The 25,986-nt window shown below is 63.5% G+C and carries 18 protein-coding genes; 12 read left to right on the top strand and 6 right to left on the bottom strand.

The window, feature by feature from the left end:
- The first annotated feature begins 95 nt into the window (after positions 1 to 95).
- From CTR2_RS27250 to CTR2_RS27235, 4 genes are read left to right on the top strand one after another with little or no spacing between them, the layout of a single operon-like run.
- Complete coding sequence (locus tag CTR2_RS27250; RefSeq protein WP_087085615.1) at positions 96 to 4,157, top strand: YhdP family protein; 4,062 nt, start codon at positions 96 to 98, stop codon at positions 4,155 to 4,157.
- Entirely contained in the window at positions 4,154 to 4,969 is an 816-nt protein-coding gene (locus tag CTR2_RS27245) for a carbon-nitrogen hydrolase family protein (protein WP_087085616.1), read from the top strand. The genes CTR2_RS27250 and CTR2_RS27245 overlap by 4 nt, the downstream gene beginning before the upstream one ends.
- Positions 4,966 to 7,041 carry a two-component system sensor histidine kinase NtrB gene (locus CTR2_RS27240; protein ID WP_087085617.1) on the top strand — a complete coding sequence of 692 codons (2,076 nt, stop codon included), beginning with the start codon at positions 4,966 to 4,968 and terminating at the stop codon, positions 7,039 to 7,041. Before CTR2_RS27245 ends, CTR2_RS27240 begins: the two co-directional genes overlap by 4 nt.
- A gap of 5 nt (positions 7,042 to 7,046) precedes the next feature.
- Positions 7,047 to 7,676: a response regulator transcription factor gene (locus CTR2_RS27235; protein ID WP_003066795.1), complete on the top strand. Its 630-nt coding sequence runs from the start codon at positions 7,047 to 7,049 to the stop codon at positions 7,674 to 7,676.
- Positions 7,677 to 7,741: 65 nt separating this feature from the next.
- On the opposite strand, the gene CTR2_RS27230 is transcribed toward CTR2_RS27235, so the two are convergent.
- Together CTR2_RS27230 and CTR2_RS27225 are read right to left on the bottom strand one after the other, a co-directional pair.
- Positions 7,742 to 8,401 (bottom strand): YiaD family glycine zipper/OmpA-like lipoprotein, encoded by a 660-nt coding sequence (locus CTR2_RS27230; protein ID WP_034374831.1) that lies wholly within the window; start codon positions 8,399 to 8,401, stop codon positions 7,742 to 7,744.
- A gap of 184 nt (positions 8,402 to 8,585) precedes the next feature.
- Complete coding sequence (locus CTR2_RS27225) at positions 8,586 to 8,756, bottom strand: hypothetical protein (protein ID WP_003072234.1); 171 nt, start codon at positions 8,754 to 8,756, stop codon at positions 8,586 to 8,588.
- On the opposite strand from CTR2_RS27225, the gene mltA reads away from it, so the two are divergent.
- Positions 8,755 to 9,930 (top strand): murein transglycosylase A, encoded by a 1,176-nt coding sequence (gene mltA, locus CTR2_RS27220; protein ID WP_087085618.1) that lies wholly within the window; start codon positions 8,755 to 8,757, stop codon positions 9,928 to 9,930. The two genes, CTR2_RS27225 and mltA, sit on opposite strands and share 2 nt — an antisense overlap.
- A gap of 94 nt (positions 9,931 to 10,024) precedes the next feature.
- On the opposite strand, the gene CTR2_RS27215 is transcribed toward mltA, so the two are convergent.
- Both CTR2_RS27215 and CTR2_RS27210 read right to left on the bottom strand, forming a co-directional pair.
- Entirely contained in the window at positions 10,025 to 11,734 is a 1,710-nt protein-coding gene (locus CTR2_RS27215) for an MFS transporter (protein ID WP_087085619.1), read from the bottom strand.
- A 211-nt stretch (positions 11,735 to 11,945) separates the two neighbouring features.
- Positions 11,946 to 12,428, bottom strand: a complete 483-nt coding sequence (locus CTR2_RS27210) for an Lrp/AsnC family transcriptional regulator (protein ID WP_003072240.1) — start codon at positions 12,426 to 12,428, stop codon at positions 11,946 to 11,948.
- 198 nt (positions 12,429 to 12,626) lie between these two features.
- Between CTR2_RS27210 and CTR2_RS27205 the strand changes: the two genes are divergently transcribed.
- The 5 genes from CTR2_RS27205 to CTR2_RS27185 all read left to right on the top strand — a co-directional run bounded on the left by CTR2_RS27205 (position 12,627) and on the right by CTR2_RS27185 (position 22,313).
- On the top strand, positions 12,627 to 16,205 hold the full coding sequence (locus CTR2_RS27205) for an indolepyruvate ferredoxin oxidoreductase family protein (RefSeq protein WP_087085620.1): 3,579 nt from the start codon (positions 12,627 to 12,629) through the stop codon (positions 16,203 to 16,205).
- 364 nt (positions 16,206 to 16,569) lie between these two features.
- Positions 16,570 to 16,902 (top strand): preprotein translocase subunit YajC, encoded by a 333-nt coding sequence (gene yajC / locus CTR2_RS27200; protein ID WP_003066810.1) that lies wholly within the window; start codon positions 16,570 to 16,572, stop codon positions 16,900 to 16,902.
- Positions 16,903 to 16,990: 88 nt separating this feature from the next.
- On the top strand, positions 16,991 to 18,889 hold the full coding sequence (gene secD / locus CTR2_RS27195; RefSeq protein WP_087085621.1) for a protein translocase subunit SecD: 1,899 nt from the start codon (positions 16,991 to 16,993) through the stop codon (positions 18,887 to 18,889).
- Positions 18,890 to 18,900: 11 nt separating this feature from the next.
- The gene (secF, locus tag CTR2_RS27190) at positions 18,901 to 19,857 is read left to right on the top strand and encodes a protein translocase subunit SecF (protein WP_003066813.1); all 957 of its coding nucleotides are present in this window, start codon (positions 18,901 to 18,903) and stop codon (positions 19,855 to 19,857) included.
- A gap of 56 nt (positions 19,858 to 19,913) precedes the next feature.
- A complete protein-coding gene (locus tag CTR2_RS27185; protein ID WP_087085622.1) occupies positions 19,914 to 22,313 on the top strand; it encodes a DUF1631 domain-containing protein in 2,400 nt (799 codons plus the stop codon).
- 48 nt (positions 22,314 to 22,361) lie between these two features.
- On the opposite strand, the gene dprA is transcribed toward CTR2_RS27185, so the two are convergent.
- Both dprA and CTR2_RS27175 read right to left on the bottom strand, forming a co-directional pair.
- Positions 22,362 to 23,555: a DNA-processing protein DprA gene (dprA, locus tag CTR2_RS27180; RefSeq protein WP_087085789.1), complete on the bottom strand. Its 1,194-nt coding sequence runs from the start codon at positions 23,553 to 23,555 to the stop codon at positions 22,362 to 22,364.
- Positions 23,556 to 23,568: 13 nt separating this feature from the next.
- Complete coding sequence (locus CTR2_RS27175; protein WP_087085623.1) at positions 23,569 to 24,756, bottom strand: LysM peptidoglycan-binding domain-containing protein; 1,188 nt, start codon at positions 24,754 to 24,756, stop codon at positions 23,569 to 23,571.
- A gap of 203 nt (positions 24,757 to 24,959) precedes the next feature.
- On the opposite strand from CTR2_RS27175, the gene def reads away from it, so the two are divergent.
- Both def and CTR2_RS27165 read left to right on the top strand, forming a co-directional pair.
- Positions 24,960 to 25,472: a peptide deformylase gene (gene def / locus CTR2_RS27170; protein WP_087085624.1), complete on the top strand. Its 513-nt coding sequence runs from the start codon at positions 24,960 to 24,962 to the stop codon at positions 25,470 to 25,472.
- 11 nt (positions 25,473 to 25,483) lie between these two features.
- Complete coding sequence (locus CTR2_RS27165) at positions 25,484 to 25,981, top strand: hypothetical protein (RefSeq protein ID WP_087085625.1); 498 nt, start codon at positions 25,484 to 25,486, stop codon at positions 25,979 to 25,981.
- Positions 25,982 to 25,986: the final 5 nt, after the last annotated feature.

Here is a 25,986-nt window from a genome sequence, read left to right as displayed (position 1 = left end):
CGCACGGGGCGCCGGTCATAATTCCTGCCATTGCTAGGCCACCGATGATCGAACCGAAACCACTCCCAACTCGCCAAATTCATAGGCTGGCCAGCTTGGCACGGTGGTCTCTGGGACTGGTCCTTAGCCTGTGGCTGCTGCTGGCCACCGTGTGGGGGGTGCTCCATTTCTGGATTGTGCCGCGAATCGAACAGTGGCGCCCCGAGCTGGAATCCCTGGCCTCACGCAGCCTGGGTGTACCGGTTTCCATTGGCCGGCTGAGTGCTTACCGCTCGGGTCTGGTACCGACCTTCGAGCTGGGCGACGTAGTCCTGCATGACCCCGCGAACAAAAGTGAGGCCTTGCTGCTGCCCAAGGTGGTGGTGGCGGTCTCTGCCCATTCGCTGATGACCCTGGGAGTCGAGCAGATATACCTGGAAGGGCCGGATCTGACGGTCCGCCGCGATGCCGACGGCCAGATCTTTGTGGCCGGTATTGCCGTGTCATCCGATCCGGGGCAGGGAACCGACTCCGACTGGATCTTCTCCCAGCCCGAAATCGCCATCCGCAGCGGCAAGCTGCAGTGGGTGGACGAGCTGCGCAATGCTGCGCCCTTGCAACTGCAGGATGTGGATCTGGTGCTGCGCAACAAGCGCTGGCACCACTCCCTGCGGCTGGATGCCACGCCGCCAGAGGGCTGGGGCCAGCGCTTCACGGTCATGGGCAACTTCAAGGAGCCTTTGCTGTCGGTGCATGAAGGGCGTCTGGAGCGCTGGAGCGGACAGGCTTATCTGGACTTCACGCATATCGACCTGTCCCATCTTGGCCAGTATCTGGGTCCGCAGGATTGGAAGCTGCAGCAGGGCAAGGGCTCGGTCAGGGCCTGGCTGGATGTGGATCACGGACAGCCCGTGGGCGGGGTGGCCGATGTCGCGGTACAGGCGCTGCAACTTCAATGGCGGGACAGACCTGAGCCCCTGGCCCTGCAGGCCTTGCGGGGGCGCCTGCGGGCCAAGAACCAGAACGGTTACCAGTTTTCCGTCCAGGGGTTGCAGTTCACGGCCGATGACGGCCTGAACTGGCCCAGAGGCGATTTCAGCCTGCGCTATGTGCCGACCGGTGCTTCCGAGCAGGGCAGCCAGGGCGAACATGGTGATGTTCAGGCCGATGGCATCGACCTGGCCATTGCGGCGCAGATGCTGCAGCGCCTGCCCCTGCCGGAGTCCGTGCAGACCCAGCTCAAGGCGCTTGCGCCGACAGGACAGCTGAGTGATCTCAAGCTGTCATGGCGCGGACCTCTGCAGCAGCTGGGGCAGTACAAGGCCTCGGGGCGCTTCGAGCAGTTGGGCTTGCGTTCCCAAGCTTCGCAGGAGGGCCCGCACAGCATAGGTATTCCCGGCGTGCGGGGGCTGAGTGGCAAGTTCACCCTGGACCAGGACAGCGGCGAGGCAACGCTGACCAAGACGGCGGCCTCCAATCAGGCCATGCTGAGCTTCCCCGGAGTGTTTGAAGACCCCGATATCCCGTTCGACCAGTTCGACAGCCTGGTGCGCTGGCAGTTGCAGGACAAGGGCCAGTCCATCAAGGTGCAAGTGCCCCGCCTGCGTTTCGCCAATGAAGATACGGCCGGCCAGGCCCAGGCCAGCTGGCAGTCCGGTGCAGGGACCAAGGAGCAGCCACGCTTTCCGGGACTGCTGGATCTGCAGGGGCAGCTCAGCCGCGCCAAGGGTGAACGCATTTATCGCTATCTGCCCCAGGATCTGGGCAGCGAGGCATTGCGCTATGTGCGCGAGGCCATTACCACGGGTCAGGCCAGTGCAGTGAACTTCCGCGTCAAGGGCGAGCTCGAGCATGTGCCGTTTGAAAAACCGGGCAAGGGCGAATTCCACATCAGTGCCCAGGTGCATGATGTGAACTACCAGTTTGTGCCCGGCTATCTGCTCGACCCCGGCGAAAAGCCCTGGCCGCCGCTGACCAGGCTGTCGGGCGAGCTGGTGTTCGACCGCAACTCCATGCAAGTGCGCAAGGCCAAGGGCTTTCTGGGGCATACCGCCATCGTGGTTGATGAAGCACAGGCCGGAGTGGCCGACTGGAACCTGACCGAGGTGGAGGTCAACGCCAAGGCTCATGGAGCTCTGGGCGATATGCTGAGCCTGGTTCAAGGCTCTGCCCTGTCTGCGCTGACTGCCCACGCTCTGGATGGCAGCAAGGCCACGGGCAATGCCAGGCTCAGCCTCAGGCTGCATCTGCCCACCATGCATATGGAGCGCAGCAAGGTACAGGGTGAAGTGGCGCTGGCGGGCAATACGCTGCAGCTGATGCCCGATGTGCCCACACTCAGCCAACTGCGCGGCAATGTGCAGTTTTCGGAGACCGGCTTTCAGCTCTCGGGCGTGCAGGCCAGATCTCTGGGCGGTGATGTGCGCATAGAGGGCGGCATGAAGCCTGCCGCCGACGCCGCCACGGCTCCGGTGCAAGTGCGCGTAGACGGTATTGCCACGGCCCAGGGCCTGCGTGACGCCAAGGAGATGAGCGAGCTGGTGGCTCTGGGCAAGCATCTGCAAGGCCAGGCCCGTTATGGCCTGCAGATCAAGGTGCTGCACAGCGTGCCGGAAATCAGCCTGCAGTCCGACCTGCAGGGCATGGCGGTCATGTTGCCAGCTCCTTTGGGCAAGGCGGCCGACAGCTCCCTGGCCTTGCGTGTCAACCGCACGGTGCCAGCCGTGGCCAAGCCGCTGACCGATCAGTTCAGCGTGCAATGGGGCAATCAGGCTGCAGCCTTGCTGGAGCGCGATATCAGCGGGGCGCAGGCTCGCATCACACGCGGCAGCCTGGAGCTGGTGGAGTCAGGCAAGGCGGAAGCCGCTTTGCCGCCTGCCGGCCTGCAGGCCAGGGTGCAACTGCCGGTGCTTGATCTGGATGCCTGGAGTCGCTTGTGGCCCGATGGCGCAGGAGGCGCAGCCGATGGCCCCGGTACCGAGGAAGAGAGCTGGCGCCAGTTTGTGCCGCAGCAGCTGGCGCTCAAGGCGCGCGAGGTGAAGCTCCATGGCCGTTCGCTGCACGATGTATCCCTGCAGCTCAGCCATGCCAACAAGGTCTGGACCAACCAGATCCAGTCACGCGAGCTGGCGGGGCGTGTGGAGTATCGCGAGCCCTCTGCGCAGGAGCCGGGCGGCCTGGTCATCGCCAAGCTCTCGCGTCTGAGCATTCCCGACGGCCCGGACGAAGGGCTGGATGCTGCTGCGGAACAAACCGGCAATGTGCGCGAGTTACCGGCCTTGCAGGTCAGTGTGGACGACTTCCAGCTGGGCAAGCGTTCGCTGGGCAAGCTGGATGTGGTGGCGCGCAATCATGGGTTGTCCGTCGGCGCGGGGCAGCGCGAATGGCAGCTGTCGCGCTTCAATATCAGCACGCCGGAGGCGACGTTGACGGCCCAGGGTTCCTGGGGGCTGCGCTCCAGTGACAAAAAGCACCCGGGTCAGACCCAGCTGCAGTTCCAGCTCAATCTGCGCGATGTGGGCAAGCTGCTCAATCGCTTTGACATGCCTGGCGTGGTTGCCAATGGACAGGGCCAGCTGCAGGGTGAAATCAGCTGGACAGGGGCGCCCGTGACGCCGGAGTTCAAGACCATGTCCGGCGCCGTGCATCTGGAGGTGCAAAAAGGCCAGTTCCTCAAGGCAGATCCGGGACTGGCCAAGCTGCTGGGCGTGCTCAGCCTGCAGTCCTTGCCCAGGCGGCTGACGCTGGACTTCCGCGACGTGTTCCGTAACGGCTTCTCTTTCGACTTCATGCGGGGCGACGTCACCATAGAGCGCGGCATTGCCAAGACGAATAACATGCAGATGAAGGGCGTGAACGCGGCCGTGCTGATGGAGGGCTCTGCCGATATCGACAAGGAAACCCAGGACCTGCATGTGGTGGTGGTGCCGGAGATCAACGCCCTGTCCGCCTCCCTGGTTGCGACGGCCATCAATCCCGTGGTGGGGCTGAGCAGCTTTCTGGCCCAGATGATTTTGCGTGGCCCGCTGATTGCGGCCACGACCAAGGAGTTCCATATCCACGGCAGCTGGGAAGACCCGCAGGTGACCGAGCTGCCCAGGCGCAGCGTGCCCAAAGCCGGTGCCGACGATGTCGGCAAGCAGCCCGCTGCCGCTCCAGGTTCAGAGGAGAAGCCATGAAGATTGCCGCTCTACAAATGGTCTCGGGTCAGGACGTCGCAGCCAATCTGGCGCAGGCGCGCAGCCTGATGCAGCAGGCTGCCGCCCTGGGTGCGGAGCTGGTGGTGCTGCCCGAGTATTTCTGTGCCATGGGAGCCAGGGACACCGACAAGCTGGCCTACCGGGAGGTTTTTGGCCAGGGGCCGATCCAGGATTTCATGGCCGGGGCTGCCAGGCAACTGCAGCTATGGGTGGTGGCCGGCACGCTGCCGCTGCAGGCCGCTGACGACAGCCATGTGCTCAACACCAGTCTGGTCTATTCGCCCGAGGGCGAATGCGTGGCCCGCTACGACAAGATCCACCTCTTTCAGTTCGACAACGGGCGCGAGAGCTATACCGAGGCCGCCGTGGTGCAGGCGGGCAGCCAGCCCGTGGTCTGCGACATACAGGCCAGAGACGGCGCCCGCTGGCGCCTGGGCCTGAGCGTCTGCTATGACCTTCGCTTTCCCGAGCTGTACCGCGCGCTCAGCGCACAGGGGGCCGATCTGCTGCTGGTGCCCAGTGCCTTCACCTACACCACGGGCCAGGCGCACTGGGAGGTGCTGCTGCGGGCACGGGCGATAGAGAACCTGGCCTATGTGCTGGCACCGGGCCAGGGCGGCGTGCATGAAAACGGTCGTCGCACCTGGGGCCACAGTCTGCTGATCGACCCCTGGGGCGAGGTGCAGGGCCTGCAGGCCGGCGGCAGTGGCGTGGTGGCGGGAGAGCTCAATCGTGACCGCTTGCTGCAAGTGCGCCAGCAATTGCCGGCCTTGACCCATCGTGTGCTGTGACTGATCCGCTGAATACCGCTCTTGACGCACTGCCCGAGGACCATCCTGTCCATTGGCCCTGGCGGCGCTGGCGCATGGCCTGGAAGCGCTGGTCGCTATGGACCTTGCTGGTGGCGCTGGTGGTCAGCATGCTGGTCACCATGGTCTGGCTGGCCGGACGCTATGAGGCATCGCAGGTGCAGGAAAAGCTGGAGCGCGACACCGCCAATGCGGTCGGCGATATCCGTGCAGCGCTGGGCCGCAATCTGCAGGACCTGCTGGCGCTGAGCGCCTACAGCAGCAAGCATGCCGCCTGGCGCGAGCATGCGACCGAATTGCTGCAGCAGCGCCGCGACCTGATGCGCATCGAATGGCGGGGCGAAAACATGCGCCTCATCGAGCATGCCGAGACGCCTTATCGCACCTTGCTGGTCGAGGACGAAAGCCATTTGCCCGAGCTGCATTCGGGCGAGGCCCTGACCTGTACCCAGGCCAGGCGCGTCAACGGGCCATCGTACTCGCCCAGCCGCTTCCAGCTGCTGGGCGAGGGCCTGGGCACGGAGACCATGCAGGTCTGCATGCCGCTGACGGAGAACGGCCATGTGGTGGGCTATGTGCTGGGCACGTACAGCCTGCAAGGCATTCTGATGGCCCAGGTGGGCAAGTCCTTGCCGCGCACCCAGGAGGTTTCGTTCACCGAGCCGGACGGCACGCGTCTGGCCATGGTGGGGGCGGCCTGGCGCGGCTCGCGCATGTTCACGGCCCAGCAACTGTTGGACCTGCCAGGCAACACCCTGGTGCTGCGCATGGACAGCTGGCATCACGCGCCCAGCGTCTTTCCGAATGTGATGACGGCGCTGGTGACCGGCATGTCGATCGCGCTGGTGACCGTGGTGGTGGTGCTGGTGCGCGACAACCGCCGCCGCCTGCGGGCCGAGCGCGATCTGGGCGATGCGCTGGCCTTTCGCAAGGCCATGGAGGACTCCCTGGTCACGGGCATGCGTGCACGCGATCTCCAGGGTCGCATCACCTATGTGAACCCGGCCTTCTGCAATATGGTGGGCTTCAGCGCGCAGGAGCTGCTGGGCCTCAATGTGGCGCCTTACTGGCCGCCCGAACTGGCCCAGGAATATGTGAGCCGGCGCGATCAGCGCCTTGCCGGCCTGCTGCCCACACCGCGCCAGGGCCATGAGAGCGTGTTCATGCGCAAGGACGGCTCGCGTTTTCCGGTGCTGATTTTCGAGGCGCCGCTGATCACCGCCCAGGGCCAGCACACGGGCTGGATGAGCGCTTTCATCGATATCAGCGAGCAGCGCCGCATGGAGGAGATGTCGCGTGCCTCCCAGGAGCGCCTGCAGGCCACAGCACGCCTTGCTACGGTGGGCGAGATGGCCTCCATGCTCAGCCATGAGCTGACACAGCCGCTGGCCGCCATTTCCAGCTATGCCACGGGCTCGCTCAATCTGCTGGAGCATGAGCCGACTGACCCTCAGGCCCCGCATCTCAAGGACTTGCGCATGGCTCTGGAGCGCATCAGTTTTCAGGCCGACCGCGCGGGCAAGGTCATCAAGAGCGTGCGCGATTTCGTGCGCCGACGCGACAAGTCCAGAGAGGTGGTGCAGCCCGTGGAGCTGATCGATGCCGTCATGCCCCTGGTCTATCTGCAGGCGCACAAGCTCAATGCAACAGTGCAGCTGGAGCTGGAGCCCGATCTGCCGGGGGTGCTGTGCGATGTCACCATGGTCGAGCAGGTGCTGCTCAATCTGGCGCGCAACGGCATGCAGGCCATGGACCTGCCTGAGCTCAAGGAGAGGGTGTTGACCATGGCTGTCAGGCGCAGTTCTGACGGTAATAACGCGCGTTGGGTAGAATTTTCCATCATGGACTGCGGCGCCGGCATTTCTGCGGAAGTCGCCGAGCAGCTGTTCACCCCCTTCTTCACCACGCGCACCGAAGGCATGGGCCTGGGCCTGAGTCTGTGCCGCACGGTGGTGGAGCAACATGGTGGTCACCTTGATTACCGCCCGCACCTCCCGCAGGGCACGGAGTTTGTCTTCACGCTTCCGGCCCCCTGGGAACCCAGAGAGAACTAGGCTTCATGGAACCTGTAACCGACGCTACCGTCTACGTGGTGGACGACGATGCCGATGTCCGAGAGGCATTGGCATGGCTGCTGCGTTCGCGCAGATTGCTGAGCGAGTGCTATCGCAACGCCGAAGAATTCGAACAGGCCGTGCTGCAGACCAGCCCGGTGACGCGTCGCCCCTGCTGCCTGCTGCTCGATATGCGCATGACGGGCATGAGCGGGCTGTCGCTGTTCAACCGCATGCTGGAGCGCGGCCAGATCGAGGCCATGCCCGTGATCTTTCTGACCGGACATGCCGATGTGCCGACGGCCGTGGATACAGTCAAGCGTGGCGCCTTCGATTTCTGCGAGAAGCCGTTTTCCGACAATGCGCTGGTGGACCGGGTGGAGCAGGCGCTGGCGCTGTCCGCCGAGCATCTGGCTGCCTTGCAGGCGCGCGAAGAGGTGCGCAGCCGCTTGGACGAGCTGACCGATCGCGAGAAAGACGTGATGAAGCTGGTTGTCGAGGGCGTGCCGAACAAGTTGATTGCCGATCAGCTCGATATCAGCGTGCGCACCGTGGAAGTGCACCGGGCGCGTGTCTTCGACAAGATGCAGGTCAAGTCGGCCGTGGAGCTGGCCAATCTGCTGCGCAACGCCTGAGAGCAAGCCTCCGCGACATGAAAAAAGCCCCGCCAAGCGGGGCTTTTTGCTGGTCTCGCGCAGGCTTACTGAGGCGCACGCTCGCCCACGAAGATTTCCACGCGGCGGTTGCGCGCACGGCCTTCGTTGGTGGCATTGGAAGCCACGGGCTGGTGCGAGCCCATGCCCTGCACCTGGATGCGGGCGCCGTTGACGCCGCGCGATGTCAGATAGTTGCGGGTGCTCTCGGCACGCTGCAGCGACAGAGGGTTGTTGATGGCATCGGAGCCTGTGCTGTCGGTGTGACCGATGATGCGCACTTCTGCGTTGGGGTTGTTGCGCAGACCTTCGGCAAAGCGATCGAGGATGGGGGCGAAGTTGCCCTTGATGTCGGCGCGGCCGGTGTCAAAGGAGATGTCGCTGGGGATGTCCAGTTTGAGCTGGTTGTCCGCGGTCTGTGTCACGCCCACGCCTGTGCCCTGGGTCGCGGCTTCCATTTCACGCTTTTGCTTCTCGAGGTTTTGCGACCAGATATAGGTGCCCAGTGCGCCTACGCCAGCGCCGATCAGAGCGCCCGTGCCGGCGTTGTGGCCGGTCAGTGCGCCGATGGCAGCGCCGCCCAGTGCACCCACGCCTGCACCGGTGGCAGTACGACGCGTGGTGTCCGACATGCCGCCGGTATTGGCGCAGCCGGTGATCAACAATGCAGAGGCCAGAGCGGCCGTCACAGCCATTTGCTTGCGCATAGAAAACTCCTTAGTTTGATAAACGACCCGGAGGGTCATGCAAACCAGCTTCGCGTAAAAGCTGCAAGGCCACGAGCGTACTGCCAAGAGAAGGCAAAAAAAGTAGGACGCGGGCCAGCGAGCGGTTTCTGATGCAAAAGATTGTCACATGCAGCCCGCGCTGCAGTGGCTGCAGCGCCATGGGCTAAGCTCGATTAGAGCGATCTTGTTCGGGGTCTGCAAGCACTTCTTTGTGCGGCGCCGGCTCGACCGGGGCCGGCAACTCACCCTTTTTTCGACCCGAGAACATGGTCCACCACACAATAGCGACCAAAATGGCCAATGCCAGCAGTGCTTCAAGCAAAATCAGACCCATGAATTTCCATCTCCTGCGCCGTGCTTCACTGGCGCTGATTGTAGGAACCCTGGTGGCATGCACCACCACCAAGCAGCAAAACGACCCGGCACCGGTGCCCGAGATGGCTCCGCATGGCGGGCCGGCTTCCGCAGCCAAGCCGCCGTTTACCGCCAATGTACCGACTAAAAGCCGCTGGGTGGCGGTGGACTGGGGCGAGCTGCCCGGCGTGCCCCAGGATTCCCTGAACGAGGCCTGGAATGCCTGGATCAAGAACTGCGAGCGTCCCAGCACCGTGTTTGCCAATCTGTGCGGCGAGGTGCGAAGGCTGAGCATTGCCTCGGAAGACGAGCAGCGCAGCTGGATGATCAACACGCTGCAGCCCTATCGCATCGAAGCGACCACGGGCAGCCCCGACGGCATGCTGACCGCCTATTACGAGCCCTTGTACGAGGCGCGCCGTGTGCAGGGCAACGGCTTCAATGTGCCCATCTACCAGGTCCCGCAGGGCTTTGGCAAGCGCAAGCCCTGGTTCACGCGCCAGCAGATCGACACCAACTCCGAGGCGCAGGCCGCGCTGGCCGGCCGTGCCATTGCCTGGCTGCGCGACCCGGTGGACATGCTGGTGCTGCATATCCAGGGCTCGGGCCGGCTGATGCTGACCGAGGCCGACGGCCGCCAGCGCATGATCCGCGTGGCCTATGCCGGCACCAACGATCAGCCCTACAAGAGTGTGGGCCGCTGGCTGCTTGACCAGAACCTGGTGCGCGATGCCACCTGGCCCGGCATCAGCGCCTGGATTGCCGCCAATCCCTCGCGTGTCAACGAGATGCTGTGGAGCAATCCACGCTATGTGTTCTTCCGCGAGGAGGCGCTCAACGACTTCGATGCCCAGTTCGGTCCCAAGGGCGCGCAGGGCGTGGCGCTGACACCGGGCCGCTCGATTGCCGTGGACCGCAACAGCATCCCCTATGGCACGCCGGTCTGGTTGTCCACGCCCGGCCCCACGGTCTCGCTCAACCGCCTGGTGTTCGCGCAGGATACGGGCAGCGCCATTCTGGGCGCCGTGCGCGCCGACTATTTCATGGGCTGGGGGGCCGAGGCCGGTGATGTGGCGGGCCGCATCAAGCAGCCGCTCAAGCTCTGGGCCTTCTGGCCCAAGGCCTTGGCCGGATCGGCACCGCATCTGCGTTGATGCAAAAAACAGGAGCTGCCAGCGTTTGTCAGTCAATGAATTTCAATGGATAACCATCTGAAATCATTGTATTGATAGCGCTGGCAGCTCTCTTTTAAAGAGCGTCGGCGAAGTAGCGCTGCACCACGGGCGGTTCCTTGCCCTTGTGAAAGCTCAGCTTGCGATCGCGCAGCGCCACATCGGCGGTCGTCACGCGTTCGAAGCGGCGCAGATGCTCGGTCCAGGACTCGTCGGTGATCTGCTCCACGAAGCGCTCGGGCTGGCTCATGCTGTGCAGCAGGCTCCAGGACAGCGCGCCCTGGCGCAGACGGCTGCGCCGGCTCAGCTGCATCAGATCGCGGAAGGCGCCGGCCCTGGCCGGGTCGATCAGGTACTCGATGGTCACCACCACGCGGCCGGCTTCGGGCGGCAGCGCGGCCGTCGGCGGCGTGAAGGCGCGAGAAGGGCTGAGGTCTTCCTCGATGTCGCGGTCCGGGTTCAGGCGCTGCACGATCAGCAGGGCCGTCAGTCCGCTGACGGCGGCCACGGCCATGCTGATCTGCACCGAGCCCAGGCTGGCGACCTTGCCCCAGATGGCGGCGCCAATGGCCGTGCTGCCCATGATGGACATCTGGTAGATGGACATGCCGCGTGCCCTCACCCAGTTGGGCAAGGCCATCTGCGCGGCCACGCCCAGCGTGTTGGCCGTGGCCAGCAGGGCCATGCCCGAGAGCATCATGCCCGGCACGGCCACGGCGATGTGGGGGGCGAAGGCCACGGTCAGCGTGGCCAGGCTTTGCGCGGCCACGCCGGCCAGCACCGTGCGCTCGCCCGACAGCATCTGGCGTATGCGCGGCAGCAGCATGGCGCCCAGGATGGCGCCCGCGCCCATGGATGCCAGCAGCAGCGTGAAGGTGCCGGCACTGCCGCTGCTGGCCGTACCGTGGTCCAGGCGCTGGGCCGTCAGCGGCAGCAGGGCCATGATGGCGGCGGCCTGCAGAAAGTAGCAGACGGTGCGCAGCAGCACGGCATGCATGCGCGGCGACTCCTGGATGAACTGCAGGCCCACGCGCATGGCCGAGCCCAGGCGCTCGCGGCCCAGCGGGTTGGCGGGCTGCTGGCGCTTCCAGCGCAGCAGCACAAAGCCCGAGACGATGGACAGCACGGCGTTGAGCACGAACACCCAGGCGCTGCCCAGGCTGGCAATGAGGGCACCCGCCACCAGCGGGCCGATGATGCGCGAGGCATTCATGGCCACGCCGTTGAGCGCCATGGCAAAGGGCAGGTGGTGCTTGGGCACCAGCTCGGGGATCAGCGCGGAGAACACCGGCCAGCGCATGGCCAGGCCGATGCCGTTGGCAAACACCAGGGCCAGCAGCAGATAGGGTGTCAGCTGGCCGGAGAGCACGGCCAGGCAGAGCAGCAGGGCCACGGCAGCCACCCAGAACTGGGTGACGATGAAATAGCGGCGCCGGTCCAGAATGTCGGCCAGCGCGCCGCTGGGCAGGGCCAGCAGCATGACCGGCAAGGTGGAGGCCGACTGCACCAGCGCCACCAGCACGGGCGAGGTGGTCAGCGATGTCATCAGCCAGGCGGCCGCCACATCGTTCATCCACATGCAGATATTGGCCGTCATCCAGATCATCCACAGCATGCGGAAGGTGGGTGTGGCCAGCGGCGTCCAGACGCCCGGGGCCGCGGCAGGCGGCGCACCGCCGTCATGCATGGCCGAGGGATCTTCCAGCAGCTTGCCTGCGGGGACCTGGCCGGAGTCTGAAATTATTGGATTTTGGGAAGCGCGTGCTGCGGAATCATCGTGGGCCATGGGACACGATTCTGTAGCAGGAAAGTTGTGCTGACAAATACGTAGTTCCTCACAGCGCCAGGCTGCGGCGGCTACCTGTCGCAGCGGTGACGATTGCTATTGATCAGTGAGCTTTCAGCGTATGTCAGTAAATGATTTCAATGCTGATGCTGCAGGCATTGCCCATAGACCAAACGGTACGCGCTTCACTTTTAAAGTGCGTTGGCCGGGCTCAGGCGTGCGTCAGCGTGCTGGGCAGCGGCAGCGCGCTGCTGGACTTCACTTCGCCCAGCGAAAAAATCGTGTGCACGTCTTTGACATTGGGCAGGCGCAGCAGCACATTGCGCACAAAGCCGGAAAAGCTCTCCAGATCCCTGGCCACGACCTGCAGCTCGAAGGTGCCCGCGCCGCTGATGTAGTGGCAGGTGGTGACCTCGGGCAGCAGGCGAATGGCTTCCTCCATGCGCAGCGTGATGTCGGCCGTGTTCTGTGCGGCATCCACGCGCACAAAGGCCAGCACGCCCAGGCCCAGCTTGTGGCGGTCCAGCGTGGCGTGATAACCGGTGATGTAGCCCGACTCCTCCAGCGCGCGCACGCGTCGCCAGCAGGGCGCGGCGGACAGACCCACGCGCTGGGCCAGCTCGGCATTGGTGAGGCGGCCATCCATCTGCAGCTCATTCAGGATGGCCCAGTCGAAGCGATCAAGTTGATTCATGAGCCGCAATTTACAGCAAGATTCTTTCAAAAACTAGGTTAATCCCGGCAATAAAAAGAAAGCTCTATTCAGGGCGTTTTCCTTAAACTTTGGTCAAACAACTTGCGTTCCGTGCCTCTGGCGCAGGAATGCCCAAAGCAATATGCTGCTCTGGTAGCCAACAGCTGCCACGGGTGGTCACCCACATGGAGACAAGCCATGAATGCCCCTTTGCCCGATGAAGTCCGTCGCGCCCTGGAGTCTGTGACTCTGGACGACAAATATTCCCTGGACCGCGGCCGCGCCTTTATGAGCGGCGTGCAGGCCTTGGTCCGACTGCCCATGCTGCAGCGGCTGCGCGATGCGCAGGCCGGGCTCAATACCGCCGGCTTCATCAGCGGCTATCGCGGCTCGCCCCTGGGCACCTACGACCAGTCGCTGTGGGCGGCCAAAAAGCATATGGAGGCGAATCACATCGTCTTTCAGCCCGGCGTGAACGAAGAGCTGGGCGCCACGGCCGTCTGGGGCACGCAGCAGCTCGATCTCTATCCCGAGACCAAGAAGTTCGACGGCGTCTTCGGCATCTGGTATGGCAAGGGGCCGGGCGTGGACCGCTGCTCCGACGTGTTCAAGCACGCCAATATGGCGGGCACGGCCCAGCATGGCGGCGTGATTGCGATCGCGGGCGACGACCACATCAGCAAGTCCTCGACGGCCGCGCACCAGAGCGACCATATCTTCAAGGCCTGCGGCACGCCGGTGTTCTTCCCCAGCAATGTGCAGGACATCCTGGACATGGGTCTGCATGCCTTTGCCATGAGCCGCTTCTCGGGCCTGTGGTCGGGCATGAAGACGATCCAGGAGGTGGTGGAGTCCTCCTCCTCGGTGCTGGTGGACCCGGATCGCGTCAACATCATCCTGCCCGAAGACTTTCAGATGCCGGACGGCGGCCTGCATATCCGCTGGCCCGATCCGCCGCTGGAGCAGGAAGCGCGGCTGATGAACTACAAGTGGTATGCAGCCCTGGCCTATGTGCGCGCCAACAAGCTCAACCACAACGTGATCGAAGGGCCCAACGACCGCTTCGGCATCATCGCCAGCGGCAAGGCCTATAACGACACGCGTCAGGCCATGGCCGACCTGGGGCTGGACGAGGACACCTGCCATCAGCTGGGCATCAGGCTGCACAAGGTCAACGTGGTCTGGCCGCTGGAGGCCACGATCACGCGCGATTTCGCACGAGGCCTGCAGGAGATTCTGGTGGTCGAGGAAAAGCGCCAGGTCATCGAATACCAGATCAAGGAAGAGCTCTACAACTGGCGCGACGACGTGCGCCCCAATGTGGTGGGCAAGTTCAGCGACGAGCATGGCGGCGAATGGTCGCTGCCCAACCCCAGCACCGACTGGCTGCTGCGCCCCACGGCCGATCTGACTCCCGCCATCATTGCGCGCGCCATTGCCCAGCGCCTCAAGAAGCTGGGCGTGCCCGAGCATGTGCAAACGCGCATGCAGCAGCGTCTGGCCGTGCTCGACGCCCGCGAAGCAGCGATCAAGGCGGCCAAGGAGGTCTCGACCGGCGACCGCACGCCCTGGTTCTGCAGCGGCTGCCCGCACAACACCTCGACACGCGTGCCCGAAGGCTCGCGCGCCGTGGCCGGCATCGGCTGCCACTACATGACCACCTGGATGCCCGACCGCCGCACCAGCACCTTCACGCAGATGGGCGGTGAGGGCGTGACCTGGGTGGGGCAGGCGCCTTTCACCAAGGAGGCCCATGTCTTCGCCAACCTGGGCGACGGCACCTACTTCCACAGCGGGCTGCTGGCCATTCGCCAGAGCATTGCGGCCGGCACCAACATCACCTACAAGGTGCTCTACAACGACGCCGTGGCCATGACGGGCGGCCAGCGCGTGGGCGAGCGGCCCGAAGGGCATTCGGTGCTGCAGATCATGAACAGCCTGCTCTCCGAGGGCGTGGGCAAGCTGGTCATCGTCACCGACGAACCCGAGAAATACGATGGCGTGAAGCTGGGCGAGGGCGTGACCGTGCACCACCGCGACGAGCTGGATGCGATCCAGCGCCAGTTCCGCGAGCTCAAGGGCTGCACGGCCATCATCTACGACCAGACCTGCGCCACCGAAAAGCGTCGCCGCCGCAAACGCGGCACGCTGAGTACGCCCGATAAGACCGTGGTCATCAACGAACTGGTCTGCGAGGGCTGCGGCGATTGCTCGGTGCAGTCCAACTGCCTCTCGGTCGAGCCCGTGGAGACCGAGTTCGGGCGCAAGCGCCGCATCAACCAGAACAGCTGCAACAAGGACTATTCCTGCGTCAAGGGCTTCTGCCCGAGCTTCGTCACCGTCGAGGGTGGTCAGCTCAAGAAGCCCAAGCAGGAGAAGAAGGGCAGCCTGGATGCCCTGCCCCATATCCCCGAGCCCGTGCTGCCCGTGGCCGAGCAGGCCTGGGGCATCGTGGTGGCCGGCGTCGGCGGCACGGGCGTGATCACCATCGGTTCGCTGCTGGGCATGGCCGCACACCTGGAAGGCAAGGGCGTGGTCACGCAGGATGCGGCGGGTCTGGCGCAGAAGGGCGGCTCCACCTGGAGCCATATCCAGATCGCCAACCGCGCCGATGCCATCTACACCACCAAGGTGGACATGGCCAAGGCCGATCTGGTCATAGGCTGCGACCCCATCGTGGCGGCCACGCCCACCACCTTGTCCGTGATGCAGCCGGGGCGCACCTATGTGGCGCTCAACAGCCATGCAGCGCCCACGGCCACCTTCGTGGGCAACCCCGACTGGCAGTCGCCTGCCGCACGCTGCGCCACGGCGCTGGCCGAGGCCGTGGGCCATGGCGCCCTGGGCAGCTTCGATGCCGAGAAGGCCTCCACTGCCCTGCTGGGCGACAGCATCTACGCCAATCCCATGATGCTGGGCTACGCCTGGCAAAAAGGCAGGGTGCCGCTCAGTCATGCCTCGCTGATGCGCGCCATGGAGCTCAACGGCGTGCAGGTGGCGCGCAATCAGGAGGCCTTTGAATGGGGCCGCCGCTGCGCCCACGATCTGGAGGCCGTGCGCGCTCTGTATCAGGCATCGCAGGTGATCCAGTTCGTCAAGAAGCCGTCGCTGGAGGAAATGCTGGACAAGCGTGTGGAGTTCCTCACGGCCTACCAGAACGCGGCCTATGCCCAGCAGTACCGAGACTTCGTGGCCAAGGTGCGCGCGGCGGAAGAGCCGCTGCAGCAAGGCACGCGCCTGTCCCAGGCCGTGGCGCGCTATCTGTTCAAGCTCATGGCGTACAAGGACGAGTACGAGGTGGCGCGCCTGCACACCGAGGCGGCGTTCACCCAGAAGATCAGCGAGATGTTCGAGGGCGACTACAAACTCGTCCATCACCTGGCGCCCCCCGGTTTTGCCAAGAAGGACGAGCAGGGTCATCTGCTCAAGAAGTCCTATGGCCCCTGGATGCGCAAGGCCATGGGCTGGCTGGCCGGCATGAAGGGACTGCGCGGCACGGCGCTGGATCCCTTCGGCCGCACAGAGGAGCGCCGTACCGAGCGTGCCCTGATCGTCGAATACCGTCAGTGCATCGAAACCCTGCTGACGGGGTTGACGGCCGACAAGCTGGCGCTGGCCGTGGAGATCGCCTCCATCCCCGAAGACATTCGAGGCTACGGTCACGTCAAAGAGCACCATCTGGCGGCTGCGCGTATCAAGTGGCAATCCTTGATGACTCGCTGGAATGGCTCGGCTGCACCTGCTGCGTCAGCGGTCAAGCTGATGGCAGTGAACTAATTGCGCCGAGGCGCATCACAACAAGGCCGGGGCAACCCGGCCTTTGTATTCATGGCCAGAGGCGGTGCTGGTAGTGGCTATCTGAATTTGATAGCTGCCAGCGACTGTATTGAGTGATATTCAAATATAAAACAGTCACAAAACAATACAGGCAATGTGCTGATTGCTATGTTTTTTGCGGGCATTGTTGATGTGGGAAGGGAGGTCCTCATCGCATCAGGGAATGCCTGTGCTGCGCGGCTGCCCATGCCAATCTTGGGTACAAGCCAGCCGAATACAATGTCCCGCTGACCTGGCGAGATCGCGCAAGTGCGCGCCTGCCGGGACCTATTCCTGACAAATTCACTCTTTCGGAGTCTTTTTCGTGTTCATTTCTTCTGCTTTCGCCCAGACCGCTCCTGCCGCCGCTGCTGAAGGCGGCTTCATGGGTTCGCTCACCGGCATGCTGCCTCTGGTGCTGATGTTCGTGGTGTTGTACTTCGTGATGATTCGTCCCCAGATGAAGCGCCAGAAGGAACACCGCTCCATGATCGACGCGCTGGCCAAGGGTGACGAAGTGGCTACCGCCGGCGGCATCATCGGCACCGTGACCCGCATGGCCGAGCAATTCATCTACATCGAAGTGGCATCCGGCGTGGAAGTCCAGATCCAGCGCTCCGCGGTGGTGCAAGTGCTGCCCAAGGGCACGGCCAAGTAAGCCTGTCCGCTGTGGATTTTGAGGGGTACGGCGCTCGACCAGAGTGCGCGTACCCGTTGTGCGTTGCTGTAAAAAAAAGAGCGCGATCATGAACCGATACCCGGTCTGGAAGTACGCGATCATCGTGATCGCGCTGCTGGTGGGGGTGCTCTACACCCTGCCCAATTTCTTTGGTGAAGCGCCTGCCGTGCAGGTGTCCTCGGCCAAGTCCACCGTCAAGGTGGACAACGCGGTGCTGCAAAAGGTGGAATCTGCCTTGAGCGCGGCCAGCGTCAAAGCCACATCGATGTCGCTGGAAGGCACCTCGGTGCGCGCCCGCTTCGATACGCCCGATGAGCAGCTCAAGGCCAAGGACGTCATCCAGAAGGCCCTGGTTGCCGACCCCACCGATCCCTCCTACATCGTGGCGCTGAACCTGGTGTCGCGCTCGCCCGACTGGCTGACAGCCATCGGTGCCAAGCCCATGTATCTGGGTCTGGACCTGCGCGGCGGCGTGCACTTCATGCTGCAGGTGGACATGGCAGCGGCCCTGACCAAGAAGGCCGAGAGCTATGCGGGCGACCTGCGCTCTTCGATGCGCGACAAGAACATCCGCCACGGCGGTGTCAGCCGCGACGGCAACAACGTCACCATCCGCGTGCGCGACGAAGCCACGCTGACGGCGGCGCGCAATCTGATCGCGGACCAGTTCCCCGATCTGGTGGCCACCTCCACGCCTGACGGCACGGGCTTCAAGCTGGTGGCCTCGATCAAGCCTGAAGCCCTGCGCAAGGTGCAGGAACAGGCGCTCAAGCAGAACATCGTCACGCTGCACAACCGTATCAACGAGCTCGGCGTGGCCGAGCCCGTGATCCAGCAGCAGGGCCTGGACCGCATCGTGGTGCAACTGCCCGGCGTGCAGGACACGGCCAAGGCCAAGGACATTCTGGGCCGTACTGCCACACTGGAAGTGCGCATGGTGGACGAGTCTGCCGAAGCGCGTGCTGCCGAGATGGGCTCCGGCCCCGTGCCTTTCGGCTCCGAGAAATACCTGGACCGCAACGGCCAGAGCATCATCGTGCAAAAGCAGGTGACGCTGACCGGCGAGAACCTGACGGATGCCCAGCCTGGCTTTGACAGCCAGACCCAGGAGCCCACCGTCAACCTGACGCTGGACGCCAAGGGCGCGCGCATCTTCAAGGACGTGACGCGCGAGAACGTGGGCAAGCGCATGGCCATCATCCTGTTCGAAAAGGGCAAGGGCGAAGTGGTGACGGCTCCCGTGATTCGTGGCGAAATCGGCGGCGGCCGCGTGCAGATCTCGGGTCGCATGACTACGGCTGAAGCCAACGACACCTCGCTGCTGCTGCGCGCCGGTTCACTGGCCGCGCCCATGGAGATCATCGAGGAATACACCATCGGCCCAAGCCTGGGTGCCGACAACATCGACCGCGGTATCCACTCCGTGGTCTGGGGTATGGTGGCTGTTGCTGCCTTCATGTGTGTCTATTACATGCTGTTCGGCGTGATCTCCACGATCTCTCTGGGCATCAACGTATTGCTGCTGCTGGCCATTCTGTCCATGCTGCAGGCCACGCTGACCCTGCCCGGCATTGCCGCCATGGCGCTGGCGCTGGGTGTGGCCATCGACTCGAACGTGCTGATCAACGAGCGTATTCGTGAAGAACTGCGTGCCGGTGCCTCGCCCCAGGCTGCGATTCATGCCGGTTATGAGCATGCCTGGCACACCATTCTGGATTCGAACGTGACCACGCTGATTGTGGGTCTGGCGCTGCTGGCCTTTGGTTCTGGCGTGGTGCGTGGATTTGCCGTGGTGCACTGCATCGGCATTCTGACCAGCATGTTCTCGGCGGTGTTCTTCTCGCGTGGTCTGGTCAATCTCTGGTACGGCGGTCGCAAGAAGCTCAAGAGCCTCGCCATCGGTCAGGTCTGGAAGCCTGAGGGTGAGGGTCACCGTTCCGTGGCCGGCCGCGGCGGCAACAACTAAGGAGGAAGATCATGGAGTTCTTCCGCATCAAAAAAGACATTCCGTTCATGAAGTACGCGTTGGTCTTCAACGCGATTTCCTTCATCACCTTTGCGCTGGCCGTTTTTTTCCTGTTCTCGCGCGGCCTGCATCTGTCCGTGGAGTTCACGGGCGGTACGGTCATGGAAGTGGCCTACACCCAGCCTGCCGACATCGGCAAGGTGCGTGAAACCGTTTCCAAGCTCGGCTATGCCGATGTGATCGTGCAGAATTTCGGTACATCCAAGGATGTGATGATTCGTCTGCCCGTGCAAAAGGGCGTGACGACTGCTCAGCAAAGTGAGCGGGTGATCACTGCACTGAAGGCCGAGGATGCAGAGGTCACGCTGCGCCGCACCGAGTTTGTCGGCCCGCAGGTGGGCGATGAGCTGATGCACAACGGCCTGATGGCGCTGGGCATGGTGGTGCTGGGCATCATCATCTATCTGGCCTTTCGCTTCGAGTGGAAGTTCGGCGTGGCGGCCATCATTGCCAACTTGCACGACGTGATCATCATCCTGGGCTTCTTCGCCTTCTTCCAGTGGGAGTTCTCGCTCTCCGTGCTGGCAGGCGTGCTGGCCGTGCTGGGCTACTCGGTCAATGAGTCCGTGGTGATTTTCGACCGTATCCGCGAAGCCTTCCGCAAGTTCCGCAAGCTCAGCACCCACGAGGTGATCGACCACGCCATCACGTCGACCATGAGCCGGACCATCATCACTCACGCCTCGACCGAAGCCATGGTGCTGTCCATGTTCTTCTTTGGCGGCCCCAGCCTGCATTACTTTGCGCTGGCGCTGACGATCGGTATCTTGTTCGGTATCTATTCTTCGGTGTTCGTGGCGGCTGCCATTGCCATGTGGCTGGGCGTCAAGCGCGAAGATCTGGTCAAGGCTCCCGCCAAGTCCGGGTCGCAGGATCCCAATGATCCCAACGCGGGAGCCGTGGTCTGAAGCTTTGACCATTGCGGCGGGTGCATAACTGCTTCTGCCGCCATTACACTTACGGAATGGCTCTCTCGCAGTCTTCCTCCACCGCGCCTGCGGCCCCGCAACAGCTGGGCTGGCAGGCGCGCTTGCGTTGGGTCCATGGCATTTGTCAGGGCCTGCCCAAGGTAGCTCAGCAACTGGATGAATTCCTCTCCAACCAGAGCAGTGCCGTCTCCACTGCCAAGGAGATGCAGGAGTGGCGCGAGGCCTGGGTCGGCTTTCAGCAGAACAAGGACGCCTGGTTGCAGGCAGGTGCTCAGGCGCTGCAGCAGGCTGCCCGCAAGCCACCCTCTGGTGGAGCCGAGAGCACTGCTTCAGGCTCAGCTCCGCTGACCTTCGAGCTGCTCAGCGACGATGTCGTCGAAAACAGGATTCTGGCCTCCCGCATGGCCTTGGCCATGGGAGAGACGCTGCAGCCCGGCTTCGAGGCCATGCGCCTGCGCATTCAGGCGCTGGAGGGTCATGAGCTGGCTTCCCAGGACATGTTCCGTGCCGAGACCATCTGCCTGCATCTGGTCGAGCAATGGCTTGGCAGCGGCATGGAGCGAAAGCATTTGCTGAGGGCCGTGGAGCCCCTGCAAAATGCGCTGGCACCGCTGATGGAGTCCGAATACAGCATCCTGCACAAGCTGCTGGATGCGAAGGGCGTCAGCAAGGCCCAGGATGCCCCGCTGCGCGTGCGACGCACCGAGGGTGGTCCGTCCACCGGTGCCATGCATCTGGGCGCCAGCAGCGGCTATGGCAACGCGTCCGATGCGGGTTGGGTCAACTCTGCCATGCAGTACATGTCGGCTGGTATGGCTGCTGGCCTGGGCGCCGGGCCTGGGATGGCTCCGGGCATTGCCCTGTCGCCAGGCGCCAGCGCCGGCCTGGGCATGCTGGCGCGGGCGCGCCATCGCGCGCTGGATGCTATGAATCAGCTGCGCCAGGTGCTGAGCCAGCCTGCGGTCGGCATTCCAGGTCTGATGCCCGGCGCGCCTGTCGTTCCCATGCCTCCTGCGTCTGCCGCTCTGGCGCAGGCGCTGCAGGAGCAGCAACAGCTGATGGCGGTCGAGCTCCAGGCCCAGTATCCTTCTGCGGCCGGTTCGGCCATGGCCATGCCTGTCATGGACTACAGTCCGGCAGCGATCGGCCAGCTGGTCAATCTGGTGCGCGAGCGCTCGGCCGACTGGAAGCAAAAGGCCGAGACCAAGAGCGAGAAGGCGACCATCGAGGTGGTGGCGTTGATGTTCCAGAGCATTCTTTCGGAAGACCGGCTGCCACCGTCCATTCGCGTCTGGTTCGCGCGTCTGCAGGTCCCCGTGTTGCGCGTGGCCCTGGCCGAGCCGCAGTTCTTCAGCGACCTCAATCACCCGGCGCGCAAGCTGATCGATCGCATGGGCTCCTGCGTCATGGGTTTTGACGCCAGCAGCATCAACGGCAATGCGCTGGAGACCGAGATCCGCCGCGTGGTCCAGGTGATAGAGCAGTACCCTGAAACCGGGCAGAAGGTCTTTGCTCTGGTGCTGCGCGAGTTCGAGGAATTCCTCACCAGGCACTTTGCCCAGAACCGGTCCACGGCCAAGATCACCAGCGTGGCTCAGCAGGTGGAGCAGAAGGAAACGCTGGCCATCCAGTACACCATAGAGCTGCGCAATATGCTCACCGATATGCCGGTGCGCGAAGAGGTGCGAGACTTTCTCTTCAAATCCTGGGCCGATGTACTGGCCATGGCCACCGTGCGCTATGGCGCCAAGGATGCACGGGCCATGCGCCTCAAGCAGGCGGCCAGCGAGCTGGTCTGGTCGGCCAGCGCCAAGCCCTTGCGTCAGGAGCGCGCGCGTGTCATCCAGGGCTTGCCGACCTTGCTGCAGACCCTGCGTGAAGGGCTGGAGCTGGTGAGCGTGACCGGCGATAAGCAGTCGGCCACGATCAAGGTGTTGACCGATACGCTGGCCCAGGCCTTCATGTCCAAGACGGCAGCCATTCCGGCCGAGCGTATCGAGGCCATGGCCAAGCGCCTGGCGGAGCTGGAAAAATACATCAGCGAGGACGGCAAGCTCGACGATATGCCGCTGTCCAGCGAGAGCATAGAGCTGATGCTGGGCGTGGATGCGGGCGATCTGAACGTCATTCCCAACACGGACAGCCCGGTGGAGCCCGCCATGCTGGAGTGGGCCCAGTCGTTGGAAGGCGGTCGCTGGTTCACGCTGGACCACAACGGTGCCCGTGTGCAGGTGCAATATGTCTGGCATAGCCGTCGCAAGCATCTGCATTTGTTCGCCTCGCTGGATGGACACTGTTATCTGCTGCAGGCGCAACGCATGGCGACCTATCTGCAGGCCGGCCTGCTGGCCGTGCATGACGCCGAGGCGCTGACGGTGCGCGCCACGCGCGATGCACTGCAGAAAATTCAGGCGAATCCGGAAAGACTGGCCTGACCCACAGGCGCGAGGCGTCGTCCCGGTGGGCGCGAGCTCCGGGGCGTTTCAGCCTTGATTGAGGCGCTGGTACAGGCCGCCAGGCAGGCGCGCGACCAAGCCGTCGAGCTCCAGCTCCATCAGCTGCGCCTGCAGATGGGCGGCATCCCAGCCCGTGCGATCGCTCAAGGACTCCAGTGTCATGGGGTCATGGCCCAGCGCCTGCAGCAACGGGTGCTCCGAGACGGATGCCTTATTTTCGATAGCATCTTGCGCTTTATCAGACTGGGTTGTAGCGGGTTTCAGCCCCTGAAGCTCTTCGAGCACGTTGTCGGCGGTTTCCACCAGCTTGGCGCCCTGGCGTATCAGCGCATGGCAGCCCTTGGCCTGCGGCGCGTGGATGGAGCCGGGGATGGCAAAGACTTCGCGTCCCTGCTCGTTGGCCAGGCGGGCCGTGATCAGCGAGCCCGACTGAAGGGCGGCTTCCACCACCAGGGTGCCTTGCGACAGGCCGGAGATGATGCGGTTGCGCTGAGGGAAATGCCGGGGCAGGGGCTCGCTGCCCAGCAGGTATTCGCTGATGACCAGCCCGTTGCGCGCAATTTGCTGCGCCAGTTGGGTGTGCGCACGCGGATAGACCTGATCGAGGCCGGTGCCGACGACGGCAATCGTGCAGGGGGTAGGGCCTGAGCGGGCCTGAAGTGCTCCCTCATGGGCAGCTGCATCGATGCCGCGTGCCAGACCTGAGACTATGCACAGCCCTTGCTCGGCCAGTGCCAGTGCCATGCTGCGCGCATTGATGACGCCCTGGGCGGATGGATTGCGGCTGCCCACCATGGCCAGGGTGGCGGGGTAGGGAAACCAGGGCCGGGTAGATGCCAGCAGTGCCGCCGGACCTTGGACAAACAGCAGCAGGGGTGGATCTTCAGTCTGCAACAGGCAGTCCGGGTACTGAGAGTTGCCCAGATGAATCACGGTGTGCAAGATACCCGGTGCGGGCGAGGCCAGCCACCGAGCCAGGGTGCTGCAATGCTTTTCCCAGTCTGCCGGGAGCTCTGTCAGCGCCTTGATCTGAGCCTGAGTGGCGCATTCCGCCCATGTGGACCGCGGCAGTCGCCAGACCGCGTCTGCACTACCGGCTCTGGCCAGCAGGCGGCGTGCCGTGGTGCGTCCAAGACCTGGTGTCAGCAGCAGGCGCAGCCAAGCCAGAATTTCGGCATCGGGTAGGGCATGGTGCGCATCTTGTGAAGGGGGCGACACCATGCTCATGCTCCATTCAGGGTTGGGGCGACTGCAGGGCATCGCCCACATTCACGCCACGCTGGGCCGTGGTGATGAGCGCGTAGGAAACCCGGTCAAACACCTTGAAGACCATGGCATAGCCATTGGCCTCATCGGGCAGCTTCACCCGGTCACGGCTGGGGCTGGTCTTGTCCACGATGACATTGCCCTTGCTGACGAGTTCCAGCACTGCGCCGATGTCCATGCCGTCCTGGGCTCCCTTGTTGATGGCAATGACCTGATTCTGAGCTGCGTTATAGCCCACCGAGTCGCCATAGATGGAGACCACGGCGGCATCCACCGCTTTGTGCGAGGCATGGGGCACATAGCTCAGATACTGCTGCTCGGGCGAGGGCAGCAGACGGTCACCTGCGCGGATTTCATTCTTGGAGCGGATGATGTCCACTGTTCCTGGCGTGGTCTGTACAGGCTGGCCTGGCTCGGATTCCAGCAAGGTCTCGCCACGCGCCACGGTGGCACTGCCCAGGTACTTGGCCTCGTAGCCCAGGATTTCCCCGGTGACGGGGTCCTTGAGAGGCGTGGCATCGCGGAAGATGCGATAGCTCGCGGGCCGGCCCTTGCCGGCGGTGACCAGTGCGCCACCGGAGTTGCGTACATAGGCGCGATCGCCATTGGCCATGAGCACGCGCTTGTCCTGGGTGGCGATGATGCGCGGTGCTTGTGCCAGTGCCTGGCTGTCCACCACCAGCGGCTCGGCCAGGAAGGGCTCGATCAGATGCGGCGGCAGCGTGGGCAGGGCCAGGTCGTTCAGTGACGATTCACGCGTTTGCGGCGACAGACGCACCACCTCGGAATCGCCGTTGGGGGCAGTGGTCGACAGGCGGGCATAACCGTTGCTGCGCACCAGATACAGCACCTGGCCGGGGTAGATCTGATGCGGGTTGGCGATGCTGGAGAGGTTCATGCCCCAGAGTTCGGGCCAGCGCCAGGGCTGGCGCAGATACATGCCAGAGATGCCCCAGAGCGTGTCGCCGCGCTTGACGGTGTACTGCGCGGGAGCGTTGGGCGCCAGTTCGTTCTCGGGGATGCCTTGCTGAGCGACTTGCTGTGCGGTGGAGCGCTGGGTGGCGGTTACAGGATAGCTTTGGGCGTGGACCGAAGTCAGGGCTGCAAGCAATGTGGCTCCAATGCTCAAGGCGCGTGCAGTGGCAAATGCGGTCATGAAGTTCCTTCTGGCGGGATTCGTTTGCTGCAGCGTCCCTCGCGTCGCCGCACTGTGGCCGATCTTGGCATAGCCAGCCAACAAGTCTTACAAATGTGTCGAAATTCTCGATGCAAGGCCTCGATAGATCAATGTTTATTGAGGGCGTGACAAGCGTTTGGCGTCAAATGTTGGGACAATAACGACAGATTTACCGAGACACCATGGCCATTCTTCCCATCCTCTGCTATCCCGATCCCCGTCTTCACAAGGTCGCCCAACCCGTGGCGCAGGTGGACGAGCGCATCCAGACCCTGGTGAAAGACATGCTCGAGACCATGTATGACGCCCAGGGCATCGGCTTGGCTGCGACACAGATCGACGTGCATGAGCGCGTCATCGTGATCGACGTGTCCGAGAAGCGCAACGAGCCCATGGCTTTGATCAACCCCGAGATTCTCTGGGCCAGCGAGGAAAAGCAGCTGGGCGAGGAAGGCTGTCTGTCCGTGCCCGGCATCTACGACGGCGTGGAGCGCTCTATTGCCGTCAAGGTCAAGGCCCTGGACGAGAACGGCAACAGCCGTGAGATCGACGCCGAAGGCATGCTGGCCATCTGCATCCAGCACGAGATGGATCACCTGCTGGGCAAGGTGTTTGTCGAATACCTCTCGCCGCTGAAGCGCAATCGCATCAAGACCAAATTGGTCAAAGCCCAGAAGCAGGCCCTGAGGGCCTGATCGGAGTGTCCATGTCCCTGCCTCGCCTGCAAACACTATTGACTGCCAGTCTGCTGGCGGTGGGGCTGGCGGGTTGCATGGTGCCCCAGTGGCAAAAGCCTGGCATGCCTCAGGCCGAGGTGGAAAAAGGCATGGGCAAACCCACTCTGGTTGTGCCTCTGCCCGAGGGCGGTCAGCGCCTGGTCTATAGCCAGCAGCCTGCCGGTCAGCAGGTCTATCACATGGACTTCGATGCCCGGCACAAGCTGGTGCGTGTGGAGCAGGTGCTGGATACGGCGCACTTTTTCGCGTTGCGCAATGGTGTGGATACCCGTGACGATGTCTACCGCATGTTCGGCCCGCCCGCCAAGGTCGAGAGGGTCTACAGCTTCAAAGGTGACATCTGGACTTACCGTTTTCTGGACAATACCGTTGCTCGGCGTGCCCATGTGCACATAGACCCGCAAGGTGTGGTGCAGAAGGTCATGTTCACCGATGAGAGCATTTACTTCAAAGAGCCGCATCTTTGAACATC

This window comes from Comamonas thiooxydans (genome assembly GCF_002157685.2).
GTDB lineage: Bacteria > Pseudomonadota > Gammaproteobacteria > Burkholderiales > Burkholderiaceae_C > Comamonas > Comamonas testosteroni_H.
This window is presented reverse-complemented; position numbering and strand designations above follow the sequence as displayed.

What these genes read in the sequence shown, in the direction of transcription:
- CTR2_RS27245 (WP_087085616.1), top strand. Translation starts at nt 4,154, where the DNA reads ATGAAGATTGCCGCTCTACAAATGGTCTCGGGTCAGGACGTCGCAGCC.
- CTR2_RS27235 (WP_003066795.1), top strand. Translation starts at nt 7,047, where the DNA reads ATGGAACCTGTAACCGACGCTACCGTCTACGTGGTGGACGACGATGCC.
- CTR2_RS27230 (WP_034374831.1), bottom strand. Translation starts at nt 8,401, where the DNA reads ATGCGCAAGCAAATGGCTGTGACGGCCGCTCTGGCCTCTGCATTGTTG.
- mltA (WP_087085618.1), top strand. Translation starts at nt 8,755, where the DNA reads ATGAATTTCCATCTCCTGCGCCGTGCTTCACTGGCGCTGATTGTAGGA.
- CTR2_RS27225 (WP_003072234.1), bottom strand. Translation starts at nt 8,756, where the DNA reads ATGGGTCTGATTTTGCTTGAAGCACTGCTGGCATTGGCCATTTTGGTC.
- CTR2_RS27215 (WP_087085619.1), bottom strand. Translation starts at nt 11,734, where the DNA reads ATGGCCCACGATGATTCCGCAGCACGCGCTTCCCAAAATCCAATAATT.
- CTR2_RS27210 (WP_003072240.1), bottom strand. Translation starts at nt 12,428, where the DNA reads ATGAATCAACTTGATCGCTTCGACTGGGCCATCCTGAATGAGCTGCAG.
- CTR2_RS27205 (WP_087085620.1), top strand. Translation starts at nt 12,627, where the DNA reads ATGAATGCCCCTTTGCCCGATGAAGTCCGTCGCGCCCTGGAGTCTGTG.
- secD (WP_087085621.1), top strand. Translation starts at nt 16,991, where the DNA reads ATGAACCGATACCCGGTCTGGAAGTACGCGATCATCGTGATCGCGCTG.
- secF (WP_003066813.1), top strand. Translation starts at nt 18,901, where the DNA reads ATGGAGTTCTTCCGCATCAAAAAAGACATTCCGTTCATGAAGTACGCG.
- CTR2_RS27185 (WP_087085622.1), top strand. Translation starts at nt 19,914, where the DNA reads ATGGCTCTCTCGCAGTCTTCCTCCACCGCGCCTGCGGCCCCGCAACAG.
- dprA (WP_087085789.1), bottom strand. Translation starts at nt 23,555, where the DNA reads ATGGTGTCGCCCCCTTCACAAGATGCGCACCATGCCCTACCCGATGCC.
- CTR2_RS27175 (WP_087085623.1), bottom strand. Translation starts at nt 24,756, where the DNA reads ATGACCGCATTTGCCACTGCACGCGCCTTGAGCATTGGAGCCACATTG.
- def (WP_087085624.1), top strand. Translation starts at nt 24,960, where the DNA reads ATGGCCATTCTTCCCATCCTCTGCTATCCCGATCCCCGTCTTCACAAG.
- CTR2_RS27165 (WP_087085625.1), top strand. Translation starts at nt 25,484, where the DNA reads ATGTCCCTGCCTCGCCTGCAAACACTATTGACTGCCAGTCTGCTGGCG.